Below are 13,595 nucleotides of genomic sequence, written 5' to 3'. Positions count from 1 at the left end.
GTCTGAGGACTGGCTTAGGACGGTGCTCTTTGGACGGTTGTCCTAGGACGGTGCTGGGATTTCCGGGACGACGTCGGAGGGCTTCTTGTCCGGCCGCAGCCCCCGCCAGACGGGGTGCCGGAGTTTGCCGGTTCCGGTGCGCTCGGCATAGGTGACTTCACCAACCAGGACCGGGCGGACCCAGCGCGCGTCGGAGGCGTCGGCCCCGGGCACGTCGTCCAGCGGTGCGGTCTTGCGGGAGAGCTTCTTCAGGCGGGATCCCACCAGGGCCAGGTCCTTCTCGCTGAGCCCGGATCCGACGCGGCCGATGTACTGCAGCTCGGTCCCGTCCGGAACCGCCACGAGCAGTGACCCGACCTTGTTGGCCCGGTTTCCCTGGCCCGGCCGCCAGCCCACAATGACCACTTCCTGGCTGAACTGGTTCTTGAGCTTGATCCAGCTGCGTGACCGGGTGCCGGCTGAGTAGTCCGCGGACCTCCGTTTCGCCACCACACCCTCAAGCCCCAGCTCCTTGCTGGCCTCAACCGCGTCATCCATGCCCAGGTCCAGGGCCGGCGGAACCTGGACGTGCCCGTCGTCTTCACTCGATTCAACGGCCTGTTCAAGGATTTCGCGGCGCTGTTCGTAGCTGAGCTCCAGCAGCGAGTTTCCGTCCAGCCAAAGCAGGTCGAAAACCATAAACTGCACCGGGGTCTTGGCGGCCGCGGCTTCAGCGTCGCGGGCCCGGGTCAGGTGCATCCGCGGCTGGAGCAGGCCAAAGTCCGGCCGTCCGGCCTTGTTCAGGGCGACGATTTCCCCGTCCAGCACGGCCCGTTCACCGTTCAGCGCGCCGCCGAGCTCCTGTAGTTCGGGGTACGCCACCGTCATATCGTTGCCGTTGCGGCTGATCAGACGGGTGCCTTCGGGAGTCACTTCGGCGATGGCCCGCACGCCGTCCCATTTCATCTCGAACGCCCACTCGGCGTCGTCGTTAATGTCTGCCTTTGAACCCAGCGTTGCCAGCATGGGCTTCAGCGACGGCATGCCGGAGTCCTGAATGTCCTTCTTCACCGCGGCGCCGTCCGGCAGGGGCAGCGGATCCGGACGCGCCTTCGCTGCAGCCTTGGTCACCTCGGCAGGGTTCTCTTCGTCTTTCTTCTTCGACTTCCCCGTGGGCTTGGCCGGTTCAGCAGGTCTGGACGTCTGGTCCTTCATCAGGTGCAGCAGCCAGTTGCTTTTTCCGTCCTGCCCGCCGGTGTGGATGAAGGCGAAGCGGCGCACCGCCGACCCGTCGCGCGCCAGGCCGCCGTCGGGCTGGCCGTGAACGGTCACGATCACTTCCTTGTCCGGGCGCCACTTCTCCGTCTCATAGGTGCCGTGGTCCCAGATGGTGACCTCACCGGCACCGTATTCGCCTTTCGGAATCGTTCCGGAGAAACCGCCGTAATCCAGCGGATGGTCCTCGGTCTGCACAGCCAGGTGGTTTTTGTCCGGCGAGGTCGGCGGGCCTTTGGGAACTGCCCAGGAGACCAGGACGCCGTCGCGCTCCAGCCGGAAATCCCAGTGCAGCCGACGGGCGTGGTGTTCCTGGATGACAAAGCTGTTGCCGTCCCCTTCCACTGCCTTCGGCGCTTCGGCGGGCACTGGTTCGGGAGTCTTCGCGGCGTCGCGCATGCTGCGGTACTTGTGCAGCTTGTCCGGTTCGGCGTCCGATTCCAGTACCCCGGAATCAGCTTCGCCCGTGTGCATGCCGGCCAGCGGATCCCCGATGTCCTCGATGCGGTCCAGGACCTGCTCGTAGTCCAGCTGCGCCAGGTCCGGGTCCTCGAGTTCCTGCCAGGTCCGCGGCGCAGCGACCATGGGGTGGAATCGTCCGCGCAGGGAGTAGGGGCAGATGGTGGTTTTGTTGGCGTTGTTCTGGCTCCAGTCCACCAGGACTTTGCCCTTGCGCAGCGTCTTTTTCATGTCGCTGACCACCAGATCCGGGTGGTCGGCTTCCAGTGCGCGGGCCAGTTCATGTGCGACGGCGCTGACCTCCTCCGAGGTCTGCCCGCCGTCCAGTGCGGCGTAGAGATGGATGCCCTTGGAGCCGCTGGTAACGGGACGTGCATCCAGGCCCATGTCCGTGAGGATACTGCGGGCCAGGCGTGCCACCTCAGCACACTCGGCCAGGGAAGCTCCTTCTCCGGGGTCAAGGTCCAGCACCAGCCGGTCCGGGTTCTGCCGGACTCCCCGCGGCCCGAACTGCCACTGGGGAACGTGGATTTCCAGTGCTGCCAGTTGGGCGAGCCAGGTCAGTGTGGCCAGGTCGTTGACCAGCGGATAGACGTTGGCATGGTCCTTGTGCTCGATCGTGTAGCGCTTGACCCAGCTCGGCGCGGAGTCGTCGATGTTCTTCTGGAAGAAAACCTGCCCGGGGTCATCCGGGGTTCCGACGCCGTTGACCCAGCGTTTGCGGGTGGCCGGGCGGTTGCGCGCGTAGGGAATCAGCGTTGGGGCGATCGCGGCGTAGTAGGACAGGACGTCCGCTTTGGTGGTTCCCGTTTCCGGGTACAGGACCTTGTCCAGCGAGGTCAGGCGCAGGCGGTGCCCCTCCACGTTGACCGTTTGCCGCTGCTTCGGGGCCGTTCCCGTTGTCGCCATGCCCTCTAGTCTTACCGGGATTATGCGGCAATATCCAGTAGACATCAGCATGCTTACAAAATGTTGAGGTGTTTTTGGGAGGGATAGTGCAAGGCCCCCCGAAGCGGGTCCGCCGGTGTGTATGTTGGGAAAATGACGGACACTGCGCGGGTCTTGGTCACCGGAGCCACGGGCTATATTGGCGGACGCCTGGTTCCACTGCTCCTGGCGGACGGACGCACCGTCCGGGTGCTGGTCCGGTCCCCGGAGAAGCTCAACGATGTCCCCTGGCATGACGACGTCGAAATAGTGCAGGGCGACCTCTCCGACGCCGAATCGGTGGAAAGCGCCTTCCAGGACGTGGACACCGTGTACTTCCTGGTTCATTCCATGGCCTCGGGCAAGGGCTTCGCCAAGCAGGAGGAGGACATCGCCAACATCGTGGCCTCCGCCGCGGAAAAGGCAGGCGTCAAACGGATCGTCTACCTGGGCGGTCTGCACCCGAACGAAGGCGAGCTCTCCCCGCACATGGCCTCGCGGACCGCCGTCGGGGAAATACTGCTCAACGGCGCGGTTCCCGCGGTCGTGTTCCAGGCCGGTGTGGTGATCGGCTCCGGTTCGGCGTCGTTCGAAATGATCCGCCACCTCACCGAAACCCTTCCGGTCATGCCGGCCCCCAGCTGGGTCCGCCGCAAGATCGAACCGATCGCCGTCCGCGACGTCCTGCACTACCTGGTCCGCGCAGCGGACCTGCCAGAAGGCCTGAACCGCACCTTCGACATCGGTTCCGGGGAAGTCCTGGAGTACGCGGACATCATGAACGGCTACGCGGAAGTGGCCGGACTGCCCACGCGCCGGATCTACGCCCTGCCGATCCCCGCCCCGAAGCTGGCCGGCCTGTGGGTAGCCCTGGTGACACCGATTCCGCTGGCCATGTCCCGGCCACTGGTCGAGTCCCTGCAGCACGATGCGGTGGCCAAGGAACGGGACATCAACGACTACATTCCCGCCCCGGAAGGCGGGCTGACCAACTACCACGACGCCGTCACCCGGGCACTGGGCAAAGAGGCACGAAACGAGGTGGAGACCACCTGGGCCAGCGCCTCCAGCGCAGCGGACCTGGCCTCCGAACCGCTGCCCTCGGACCCGGACTGGGCCGGGCAGACGGTCTATGTGGACCAGCGCCGCCGCGGCTCCGCTGTTGATCCGGCCCACATCTGGCAGGTCATTGAGGGAATCGGCGGCAAGAACGGCTGGTACTCCCTGCCGATGGCGTGGGCCATCCGCGGCGTCCTGGACAAGACCGTGGGCGGCGCCGGCCTGACCCGCGGGCGGCGGAATCCGTCCAAGCTGCTCACCGGCGACGTCGTTGACTGGTGGCGCGTGGAACTGCTGGAGCGCGGAACCCTGCTTCGCCTTCGGGCGGAAATGCGGGTTCCCGGCAAGGCCTGGCTGGAGCTGCGGGTAGACCCCGACGGCGAGGGCAGCGTCTACAGCCAGCGTGCCATTTACTTCCCCCGCGGCCTGCTGGGCCGGCTGTACTGGTGGCTCATCTACCCTTTCCACGGACTGATCTTCCCGTCCATGGCGAAGAACATCACCCGCCAGGCCGCGCGGCTGGCCCAGGCAGACGCTACCTAGCAGCAATCCCCTGTTTGACCAGGGTTTGTCAAGGGTCCGGTCAAGCTTTGATGTGCGGCGGCGCTAATTCGCGGGCGGCAGGGCCGCCGGGCTAAATTCGATGAAGCCCCCATCCCCGGAGTGAAAGCGAAGCCGTGCCCGCGCCCAGGCCCCAGACTGCCTCCAGCCGAGCACCCCTTCCTGCCCTGCCGCGGCACCGTCCCGGCGGTGCGTACCGTTATGACATTGAAGGCCTGCGGGCCCTGGCCGTCCTGGGCGTGCTGGGCCACCACCTGTTTGCCTGGCCCTCGGGTGGTTATGCCGGCGTCGACGTTTTCTTCGTCATTTCCGGGTTCCTGATCACCACCATCCTGATTCGGGAAATCACGTCCCCGCAGAAGCTCTCACTCCCGGACTTCTACCGCCGGCGTGTGCGCCGGCTCGTTCCCGCGGCGGCCGCCGTTCTGGCCGTGACCTCGGCGGCGGCGTTCCTTGTTTTCGGCGCGGGACGTGCCGCAGCCATCCTGGAGGACGCCGTCTGGTCCTTCTTTTTCCTGGGCAACTGGCGTTTCGCTGCTTCCGGAACGGACTACCTGAACGCCGGTACTGCGGTCTCTCCGCTGCAGCATTTCTGGTCCCTCGGCGTGGAGGAGCAGTTCTATCTGATCTGGCCCTGGGTGCTGGTGGCAGGCATCGCCGCAGCAGCCGCCCTGCGCTGCACTGACCGGGGCATGCGTGTGCTGCTGCTGCTCTTTATCGGGGTGCTCTGCACCGCCAGTTTCGCGTTCGCGGTCTGGGAGACCGCCAACCGGCCAACTACTGCCTACTTCTCCACGTTCTCCCGTGCCTGGGAACTCGGTGCCGGTGCGCTGCTGGCGGTGGCGGCCCCCTGGCTTAACCGGATTCCTGCAGCCGCACGGGCTGCCGCGGCCTGGGCCGGGCTGGCCGGAATCGCCGGATCTTTTGTCCTGCTCTCAGCGGACAGCGTGTTTCCCGGGCCGGCAGCCGCCCTGCCCGTGGCCGCTGCACTGCTGGTCCTGGCCGCAGGAACAGGAACCCGGAGCCCGCGCTACAACCGCGTGATGTGGCCGCTGACGAATCCCGCCAGCCGCTACATCGGCCGGATCTCCTATTCCCTCTATCTCTGGCACTTCCCGGTGATTGTCTTCGCAGCCGCACTGGCTCCGGCAGCGCCCGGACTGCTCCTGCTCGCAGTGTCCGTCCTGCTGGCCATGCTCTCGTTCTCCTTTATTGAGGACCCGGTACGGCATTCACGCTGGCTCCAGCCGCGCTACGCCGCCAGGGAACACGGACGCCGCTACCGGCGCCCCGCCCTAGCGCCCCGGCCCGGACGGCTGGCTGCGATGGCTGCAGCAGGAGGCCTGCTCTCCGCGGCTCTGGTGGCACTCACAGTCGAAACAACACTGCATTCCCCGGAGAGTCCGGCGGCCGCGAATCCGCCGGCCGCTGCGCAGGATCCCCTGCCGGCCGGCTCCGGCACGGTCCGGCCAGATCCCCTGGCCGCTCACACGGCGGCACTCCGCGCTGCACTCGCGAGCACCGAATGGCCCGAGCTGCACCCCGATCCGGCCACCTTCACGGAAGGCGGACGCAGCGCCAAGCCCGCCGAGTGGATCCAGGACGGCTGCCTCGGCGGAAACGAATCCCGCGAAGCGGATCCGGTCACCAACACTGAGCACTGCGTCTACGGCAGCCAGGATGCGCCGAGGGACCTGGTGCTGTACGGGGATTCAGTTGCCATGACCTATCTGCCGGCTCTGCGGGCTGTCCTGGAGCCGGAGGACTGGCGGATCCACGTCTTGACGACGGCCGGCTGCGCACCCGCTGACGTACCGCAGAACCGGATCGGCGGCGCACCGTACCCCGAATGTGCGGCGTTCCGGAACTGGGCAGTCCAGCGCGTCGGCGAGCTGGCACCGGATGTGCTGCTGATGTCTTCCTTCCGTTACGACCCTGCCCTTGCCAGCGGCGCGGAGGCAGAAGCCGCCGACGCCGAGTGGAGCGAGGGCACCCGCCGCATCCATGAGGCGCTGGCCGGCAAGGCAGGGCGGACCGTGGTTCTCTCGGCGCCTCCTGAAGCCAGGGACCCGGCTCAGTGTGCCACCCGGTTCAGCACTCCGGCCGACTGTGAAACCCTGCTGCCCGGTAACCATCAGTCCCGTCTGGCATTGGAAGCCGCTGCTGCAGTGCAGGCGGACCCGGCCGTTGAATGGGTGGACACCACGGCGTGGTTCTGTGTGGAGGGCAGGTGCCCGGCGTTTGTGGGCGCCGTCCCGCTGTACGCCGACGCCTACCATCTCAGTGCGGCAGGGTCCCGGGAACTGGCGCCCCTGGTGGCCGGAGTCCTGCAAAACACTGATTGACGGGTTAGCCCGCCGCGCCTCCTAACGTAGGATGACTTCAGCTAAGAGAGACACAGGGGACACACACAGTGCAGGAAAAGAGCAGCCGCAAGCGGTGGATTGCCCTGGCCGCAGCGGCTGGGGTACTGGTAGTCGGCGGAGCCGTGGGCGTCGCGGCTGCCACAGGCGCCTTCGACGCCGGATCACCGGCCGCCCAGCAGTCCCCGGAACCCTCAGCGTCACCAACGCCTACGGAGGCCGCCGTCCCGGTCACCTTCACGGCCGAACCTGCAGACAACGCTGCAGAGGTGAATCCCGCGTCGGTGCCCGTCCTGAAAGTCGAAAACGGCACTATCGATTCCGTAACCCTGGCACCGGCAGCGGGCGGTGCCAGCGTCGCCGGGGAGATTGCGGCCGGTGAAACGGAGTGGACGGCATCCGAACCCCTGGAGTTCAATACCGAGTACACATTCGCCTTCACCCTTGCCGACGCGAACGGCAAGACCACCAAGTCCTCGCAGACCTTCCACACGGTCACTCCGCCCAACGAGGCCAATGCCTTTATGGCGCCGATGGACAAGTCAGTGGTTGGCGTCGGCCACCCGATCGAGATCAACTTCAGCGAGCCCGTACTGAACAAACAGGCCGTCGAGGCAGCCATCACCGTCACCAGCACCAGCGACCAGGCGGGCGCTTTCTACTGGATCTCGGACACCAAGGCCCGCTACCGGCCGGAATCGTTCTGGGAACCCAACAGCACGGTGACTGTGGAGATGAACCTTTTTGGCGTGGACTTCGGCAACTCCATGATTGGCAACTTCAACGAGACGCGCACCTTCCAGGTGCACAACTCCCGCGTTGCCGTCGTAGACAACCTCACCAAGACCATGCAGGTCTTCATTGACGGGCAGCTCACCCGGTCCTTCCCCGTGACGCTGGGAGATGACGTCTGGCCTTCCCCCAGCGGGTATCAGGTAGTGATGTCCCAGCACGCCACCCTGCCGTTCCGTGCCGAAAGCATTGGCCTTAAACCCGGGGACCCGGATTACTACGAGCCCTTTGATGCATCCTGGGCCAGCCGCCTGACCAACAGCGGGGTGTTCGTGCATGAGGCGCTGCCCGGAGCCATGGGAGCACTCGGGGTTATGAATGTCTCCCACGGCTGCGTTGGCATGTCCCCTGAAGGCGCCAAGTACTTCTATGACACGTTCGAACCGGGTGACCTTGTCCAGGTGCTCAACACCGGGGTGGGACCGGCAGCAGTGTGGGACGGTTACGGGGACTGGAACGTGCCCTGGGCGGAGTATTCCACCCAGCCCAAGGGCTAGTTCCTGCCAGCTGGCCTAGCCGCGGCGGCGCCCGAACACAAAGTAGCTGATCGGACCTATGAAGTTGACGGCGCAGGCGGCGCTCCAGGCAGCTTTCGGCCCGCGGATTTCGCTGCCCGGCCGGCGCCAGATGTCCACCAGTGCTGCACCGGCAAGCAGGAACTGGATGCTGGAGAGAATGCCGAGGCCCTTTTTCTGGCCTGCAGTCAGGTCACTAAGGGACTTTTTCCTGCTCATGGGAGCTCCTTCTGGGGTTTTTCGGCCCGGAGAGATCTTCACCGGCCCGTGCGCAGCCGGAAGGCCTGCACCTGTTCGATGAAAACCTGCACGACGGCGGTCAGTATCCCCAGCATAATCAGGTTCGGGGCCGCCCAGCGCAGCTTCTGAGGCCAGGGCTCCACCGGATATCCATTCCAGTTGGGCGTCGGCGGGTTGGGATCCTGCGGAAAGATGACGTCGGCAAACATAAAGAATCCGCCCACTGCCACCAATCCTGCGGCGAGGACCCAGGCGGCAATCCGGTACTTGCGCTGGTGCTGTTCCAGCTCCGAGTACACATTCTGCGAAGACCTGAGCTGAACAGGCGCGGGCGCGTCACTGATTTCCACGATCGCCGGAGGTTCTTCCCCGGCCCGGGACAGGTGCCGGTCTCCCCCGCCGCGCTGGTAGGCAGGGTCATACCGTGGATCTATCTCATCGTGCCTGCTGGACATGGCCGTCCCCCTCCGGACAGATTGCGCGGCCGCAGCGGCCGCGTCCCTGGTGCAGCAACTGTAACGGACCCGGTCCGCTGGCGGACCGGGTCCGTTAGGGGACGTTTCTAGGCTTCGGCGGCAACCTCTCGGGTCTCCGGCTTGGTGTCCTGTGCAAGGAAGGACAGCAGTGCGTCGTTGACTTCCTGCGCGTGGGTCCAGAGCAGCCCGTGCGGGGCGCCTTCAATCTCCACGTACGCGGCGGAGGGCAGCGCCTTCGCAAACCGGCGTCCCGTGGCATCAATCGGAAGGATGTTGTCAGCGGTTCCGTGCACAATCAGCGCCGGGACATCGATCTTGGGGATATCTTCGCGGAAGTCCGTGAGCCAGGTTGGCTGTGCGGCAATCGATGCGATGGGGCTTGCCGAGGATGCCAGGTTCCAGCCGGCGTTGACCACTTCCTGGCTGAGCCGGTTCGTGCCCAGGAAGTCATCCGTGTTGTAGAAGTTCTTGAAGAATTCGGTAAAGAAGGCGTAGCGGTCTGCAGTGGCAGCCTCCAGCAGGCCGTCAAAGACTTCCTGCGGAACACCTTCCGGATTGTCATCAGCCTGGAGCAGGTACGGCTCGAGCGAACCGAGGAACACTGCCTTGTCCACCCGGTCCGAGCCATAGGTCGAGAGGTAGCGGGCCACTTCGCCGGTGCCCATGGAGAAGCCTGCCAGCACCACCGAGTGGAGGTCCAGGGTGCTCAGCACTGCGTTCAGGTCTGCGGCGAAGGTGTCGTAGTCGTAACCTTCGGCGGGCTTGTCCGACCGGCCAAAACCGCGCCGGTCATAGGTGATGACCCGGTAACCGGCGCCCAGCAGGGCGGCGGTCTGCTTTTCCCAGGACGCCCCATCCAGGGGGTAGCCGTGAATGAGGACCACAGGTTGTCCCTTGCCGTGGTCTTCGTAGTAAAGCTCGATCGGACTGCTGTTCTCCGTGCTGACGCTGATACGTCCCATGGCGCTCTTCCTCTCAAAAGGCTGTGAGAATGATCATTCTCCGAGGCACCAACTATAGGGAACGATCGTTCTCAAAGCAACTACACTTAACTTCATGGACCCTGATAAGGAACACGGACACGTGATCGAAGTAGCCGACCGGCTCTTCTACGAACGCGGCATCCAGGCAGTCGGCATGGCCGAACTCAGGCGCGAGGTGGATCTGCCGCTGAAGAAGCTCTATGCCTTGTTCCCGTCTAAGCAGGCCATAGTATTCGCCGTCCTTGACAGGCGCCACCGAATCTGGACGGCAGGTCTGCAGGAAAAAATCGACGCCGCACCGGACCCCCGTCTGAAACTGCTGGCTGTTTACGACTATCTCGCGGACTGGTTCGCTGAGGACTCGTTCCGGGGCTGCGCATTTATCAACGCCTTCGGAGAGCTGGGCAGCCAGTCACCGGACATAGCCGAACGCACCCGGGAGCACAAGGAATCCTTCCAGCTCGTACTGGCTGGCCTCGTCGCTGACGCCGGCGGGAGCCCGGCCCTTGCCCCGCAGCTGGCGCTGCTGGCAGAGGGCGCTCAGACCACCGCGGCCATCTCCGGGTCAGCAGAGCCGGCCCAGCAGGCACGCCAGGCAGCGGAGATTCTCATCAACGCCCAGATCCAGGCCGTTCCCGGAAAGGTTTAAGCTTCAGGCAGGTCCCGGACAACACGGGCGGGATTACCGAGTGCGACGACGTTGGCCGGAAGGTCCCGGGTAACCACCGCCCCGGCCCCGACAACGGTGTTCTCACCAATGCTGACGCCGGGCAGCACGATCACCCCTCCGCCCAGCCAGACATTGTTGCCGATGCTGATGGGTTTCGCTGCCTCCAGTTTGTCCCGGCGCGGATCCGCTGCCAGCGGATGGGTGGGCGTAAGAAGCTGGACATTCGGTCCTATCTGCACGTCGTCGCCGATCGTGATCGGTGCGACGTCCAGGGCGGTGAGGTTGTAGTTAATGAAGGTCCTCGCACCAACGGTGATGTATTTCCCGTAGTCCACGTAAAGCGGCGGCCGGATGACGGTCTGCTCCCCGAGGCCACCCAGGAGTTCTGACAGCAACGGCGCTGCAGCCGAAGGGTTCTGCGGGGCCAGGCGGTTGTACTGGTCCGCAAGGGAGACCGCACGGAGACTGTCCGCTTCCAGCTGCGGATCATCGGCGATGTACAGGTCCCCTGCCTGCATCCGCTCCCGCATGGACATGTTGTCATTCTCGAAGTAGTGAGCCATGCGCCTAATGATCCCCTGCGGGCACCCCCAGTTTCACCAGGACATTCCCATGGATCATTTCCTTGCCCTCGGAGAGTTCCGCGTCATCCATGTATCCGTCAACCACCAGGACCGCCATGCCAGCACGTCCGTCCAGCGTGGTGCCTGGGGACGTACCGGAGACAACACTGCCGTCGGTGAGCGGCCCCTTGCGGCAGAAAGCGGAATAGCTTTCACCCGGTCCCTGCCGCACAACCGCCAGGCAGTACCCGCCGCCTCCCCGGGATACGTAGTAACTGCCCGTTCCGCTTGTGGTCAGGAAGCGGACTTCATCCCGGCCGGTGTCCAGTTCCACCCAGGCCGGCAGCTGGTCTTCCTCGTCCGGCGGCTCATCGAATACCGCGAACGGTGGATCCGGGATCCCTCCAGGCGCCGGCGAGGAGGAGTATTCGGCGAGCAGAAAAACGCCCGCCCCGATGAGAACAGCCGCCCCGGCCCAGACAACCCCCGACTGTACCGGGTTCCGCGCACCGCTGCGTTTCCTGCTGAAGTTCATGATGCTCCCCGGATCGTGCCCGACGGCGGGGGCCGGCACCGGGCGGTTTGGTGCGAACCGTAACACCAAAGCCTGTTCAGCGCCGCAGGTGGAGCTAGAGCGAGCTGCTGATCAGGCTCACCGCCAGCACGGTCATAAAAACGGCGATCCCGGCGTCGAGGATCTGCCAGGACCTGGGACGGGCAAAAAACGGGGCCAGCAGCCGGGCCCCAAAGCCGAGAAGAGTGAACCAGAAGGTACTGGCTGCGACCGCGCCGGCCGCAAAAACCCACCGGCCGTCCGGACCATGCGTCGCCGAGAGTGAGCCGAGCAGCACCACGGTGTCCAGATACACGTGGGGATTCAGCCAGGTGAGGCTCAGACAGGTCAGGACAGCGGCGGCCAGCGTTCCTTTCCCCTGCCCTGCAGCCTGCAGGCCGGAAGGATTGATCGCCCGCCGGAGGGAAAGGAACGCGTAGGCCAGGAGGAAGGCAGCGCCCGCCCACCGGATGATGTCCAGGACCACGGGAGCGCTTTGTGTCAGTCTTCCGATGCCCGCTGTGCCGGCCAGGATCAGGATGGCATCGCTGAGAATACAGACCGCAACCACTGCCGGCAGATGTTCGCTCCGAAGACCCTGGCGCAGAACAAAGGCGTTCTGCGCACCGATGGCGACGATCAGCGCCAGTCCGCTGCCAAAACCGGCCGCCAGGGGAGCAAGAGAATCCATGGGTCCAAATTAGGCGCATATAGATCCAATGAGTAGCTAATAATTCTGAAGGTTGTTTAGGATTTCTTAATATGGACTTCAATGCGGATCAGCTGCGGGCGCTGGCTGCCGTGGTGGACCATGGCAGCTTTGACGCGGCGGCCGCCGCACTCCACCTCACGACGTCGGCGGTAAGCCAGCGGGTCAAGGCGCTGGAGGCAAGGACTGGGTGTGTGCTGGTCCGGCGCACCAGGCCGGTGGCCGTCACCGAACCGGGGGCAGTCCTGCTGCGGCTGGCCCGGCAGATTGCTGCCCTGGAGGACGACGCCGTCGAACGCCTGGGCCTGGAGAGCCGGCAGGGACACAGCACAGTCCAGCTGGTCATCAACGCAGATTCGCTCGCCACCTGGGTGCTGCCGGCGCTGTCGGGGCTGGAGGGAATCAGTTTCGAGATCACGCTGGAGGACCAGGACTATTCAGCCGAGAGCCTGCGGAACGGCACGGCAATGGCTGCAGTGACTTCCAGCCCCGAACCGGTGCAGGGCTGTTCGGTTACGCCCTTGGGAACCATGCGCTACCGGCCGGCTGCCAGCCCCGGATTTATCCACCGGTTCTTCGCCGGCGGCTGGAACGCTTCCTCGGCTTCGCAGGCACCGATGGTGGTTTTCAACCGCAGGGATGCACTCCAGTTCCGCTTCCTCGAAGCGGCCTTTGGGCCGGGAATCGACCCGCCCCGGCACTACGTCCCGGCGTCCTGGGATTTCCTGCAGGCTGTACGCCTGGGATTCGGCTGGGGCATGCTGCCGGATCTTCAGTCCGAGGAGCTGCTGGCGGACGGGTCCCTGGTGCTGCTGGCTTCCGATGCCTGGCTTGATGTCCCCCTTTTCTGGCAGCAGTGGAGGGTGGAACTACCTGCGCTGTCCGGGGTGGCCGGCGCCCTGTCCGATGCTGCGGAAAAAGGACTCCTGTACTAGGGCAGGGCGGAGTGCGAACCCAGGTGGTGATAGGTGCGGTCATGGTAGACCAGCGGGGCAGCGGCCGGTCCGCTGTGGATTTCCAGCACGGAAGCGGCAATGAGGGTGGAACTGCCAGCCTGGGTGCGGGAGAGGATCCTGCAGAGCAGCGCCCGGGGCACTCCGCCCAGCAGAGGCTCCCCGCCGGGCAGGGTGCTCCAATCCAATTCAGAACCAAAACGGTCAGCGCCCCGGGCCGCGAAGAGCGACGCCAGCTCGGCATTATCAGCACCAAGCAAATGGACCACGATCGTCTCCGAGCCGGCGATCACACCGGCCGACCCCTCAGTAGAGGCAAGAGAGAAGGCCAGGATGGGCGGAACCGCCGAGACAGAGCTCACCGAAGAGGCGGTGAGTCCCACCGGGCCCTGGGCACCCGCGGCCGTAATGATCGCCACACCTGCCGGATGTCCCCGGAACGCATCCTTGAATTCATCCACTACTGGATGAGTCAGTGCCGTTGAAGTCATGCCTCAACGGTAAAACCTCAACATTAG

13 protein-coding genes are annotated in these 13,595 nt (G+C 65.0%); 5 read left to right on the top strand and 8 right to left on the bottom strand.

Going from position 1 to position 13,595, the window contains the following annotated elements:
* Nucleotides 1–42 precede the first annotated feature (42 nt).
* Nucleotides 43–2,622, bottom strand: a complete 2,580-nt coding sequence (locus ACWGQ2_RS10330; RefSeq protein WP_452016907.1) for an ATP-dependent DNA ligase — start codon at nt 2,620–2,622, stop codon at nt 43–45.
* 132 nt (nt 2,623–2,754) lie between these two features.
* Here ACWGQ2_RS10330 and ACWGQ2_RS10325 point away from each other — a divergent pair, with 132 nt between their 5' ends.
* The 3 genes from ACWGQ2_RS10325 (at nt 2,755) to ACWGQ2_RS10315 (ending at nt 7,912) form a co-directional block, all read left to right on the top strand.
* Nucleotides 2,755–4,242, top strand: coding sequence for an SDR family oxidoreductase (locus tag ACWGQ2_RS10325; RefSeq protein ID WP_452016905.1), 1,488 nt, complete (start codon nt 2,755–2,757; stop codon nt 4,240–4,242).
* A 134-nt stretch (nt 4,243–4,376) separates the two neighbouring features.
* Nucleotides 4,377–6,605, top strand: coding sequence for an acyltransferase family protein (locus ACWGQ2_RS10320; protein ID WP_452016903.1), 2,229 nt, complete (start codon nt 4,377–4,379; stop codon nt 6,603–6,605).
* A gap of 68 nt (nt 6,606–6,673) precedes the next feature.
* Nucleotides 6,674–7,912, top strand: a complete 1,239-nt coding sequence (locus ACWGQ2_RS10315; protein ID WP_452016901.1) for an Ig-like domain-containing protein — start codon at nt 6,674–6,676, stop codon at nt 7,910–7,912.
* Nucleotides 7,913–7,927: 15 nt separating this feature from the next.
* On the opposite strand, the gene ACWGQ2_RS10310 is transcribed toward ACWGQ2_RS10315, so the two are convergent.
* The 3 genes from ACWGQ2_RS10310 to ACWGQ2_RS10300 all read right to left on the bottom strand — a co-directional run bounded on the left by ACWGQ2_RS10310 (nt 7,928) and on the right by ACWGQ2_RS10300 (nt 9,608).
* A complete protein-coding gene (locus tag ACWGQ2_RS10310; protein ID WP_452016899.1) occupies nt 7,928–8,149 on the bottom strand; it encodes a PLD nuclease N-terminal domain-containing protein in 222 nt (73 codons plus the stop codon).
* Between the two features lie 38 nt (nt 8,150–8,187).
* A complete protein-coding gene (locus tag ACWGQ2_RS10305) occupies nt 8,188–8,625 on the bottom strand; it encodes a hypothetical protein (protein ID WP_452016897.1) in 438 nt (145 codons plus the stop codon).
* A 107-nt stretch (nt 8,626–8,732) separates the two neighbouring features.
* Nucleotides 8,733–9,608, bottom strand: a complete 876-nt coding sequence (locus ACWGQ2_RS10300; protein WP_452016895.1) for an alpha/beta fold hydrolase — start codon at nt 9,606–9,608, stop codon at nt 8,733–8,735.
* A gap of 94 nt (nt 9,609–9,702) precedes the next feature.
* Here ACWGQ2_RS10300 and ACWGQ2_RS10295 point away from each other — a divergent pair, with 94 nt between their 5' ends.
* A complete protein-coding gene (locus tag ACWGQ2_RS10295) occupies nt 9,703–10,278 on the top strand; it encodes a TetR/AcrR family transcriptional regulator (protein ID WP_452016893.1) in 576 nt (191 codons plus the stop codon).
* On the opposite strand, the gene ACWGQ2_RS10290 is transcribed toward ACWGQ2_RS10295, so the two are convergent.
* The 3 genes from ACWGQ2_RS10290 to ACWGQ2_RS10280 all read right to left on the bottom strand — a co-directional run bounded on the left by ACWGQ2_RS10290 (nt 10,275) and on the right by ACWGQ2_RS10280 (nt 12,106).
* A complete protein-coding gene (locus tag ACWGQ2_RS10290) occupies nt 10,275–10,862 on the bottom strand; it encodes a sugar O-acetyltransferase (protein ID WP_452016891.1) in 588 nt (195 codons plus the stop codon). The two genes, ACWGQ2_RS10295 and ACWGQ2_RS10290, sit on opposite strands and share 4 nt — an antisense overlap.
* A 4-nt stretch (nt 10,863–10,866) precedes the next feature.
* Nucleotides 10,867–11,397, bottom strand: coding sequence for a hypothetical protein (locus ACWGQ2_RS10285; RefSeq protein WP_452016889.1), 531 nt, complete (start codon nt 11,395–11,397; stop codon nt 10,867–10,869).
* A 94-nt stretch (nt 11,398–11,491) separates the two neighbouring features.
* Nucleotides 11,492–12,106 carry a LysE/ArgO family amino acid transporter gene (locus ACWGQ2_RS10280; RefSeq protein WP_452016887.1) on the bottom strand — a complete coding sequence of 205 codons (615 nt, stop codon included), beginning with the start codon at nt 12,104–12,106 and terminating at the stop codon, nt 11,492–11,494.
* A 71-nt stretch (nt 12,107–12,177) separates the two neighbouring features.
* Here ACWGQ2_RS10280 and ACWGQ2_RS10275 point away from each other — a divergent pair, with 71 nt between their 5' ends.
* A complete protein-coding gene (locus ACWGQ2_RS10275; protein ID WP_452016885.1) occupies nt 12,178–13,059 on the top strand; it encodes a LysR family transcriptional regulator ArgP in 882 nt (293 codons plus the stop codon).
* Here the strand turns inward: ACWGQ2_RS10275 and ACWGQ2_RS10270 are convergent.
* On the bottom strand, nt 13,056–13,568 hold the full coding sequence (locus tag ACWGQ2_RS10270; protein ID WP_452016883.1) for a flavin reductase family protein: 513 nt from the start codon (nt 13,566–13,568) through the stop codon (nt 13,056–13,058). The genes ACWGQ2_RS10275 and ACWGQ2_RS10270 overlap by 4 nt on opposite strands.
* Between the last annotated feature and the right edge of the window lie 27 nt (nt 13,569–13,595).

It is taken from the genome of Arthrobacter sp. NPDC055585, from assembly GCF_053619115.1.
Note: the sequence above shows the minus strand (reverse complement) of the source record. Positions and strands in the feature narration are given on the sequence as shown.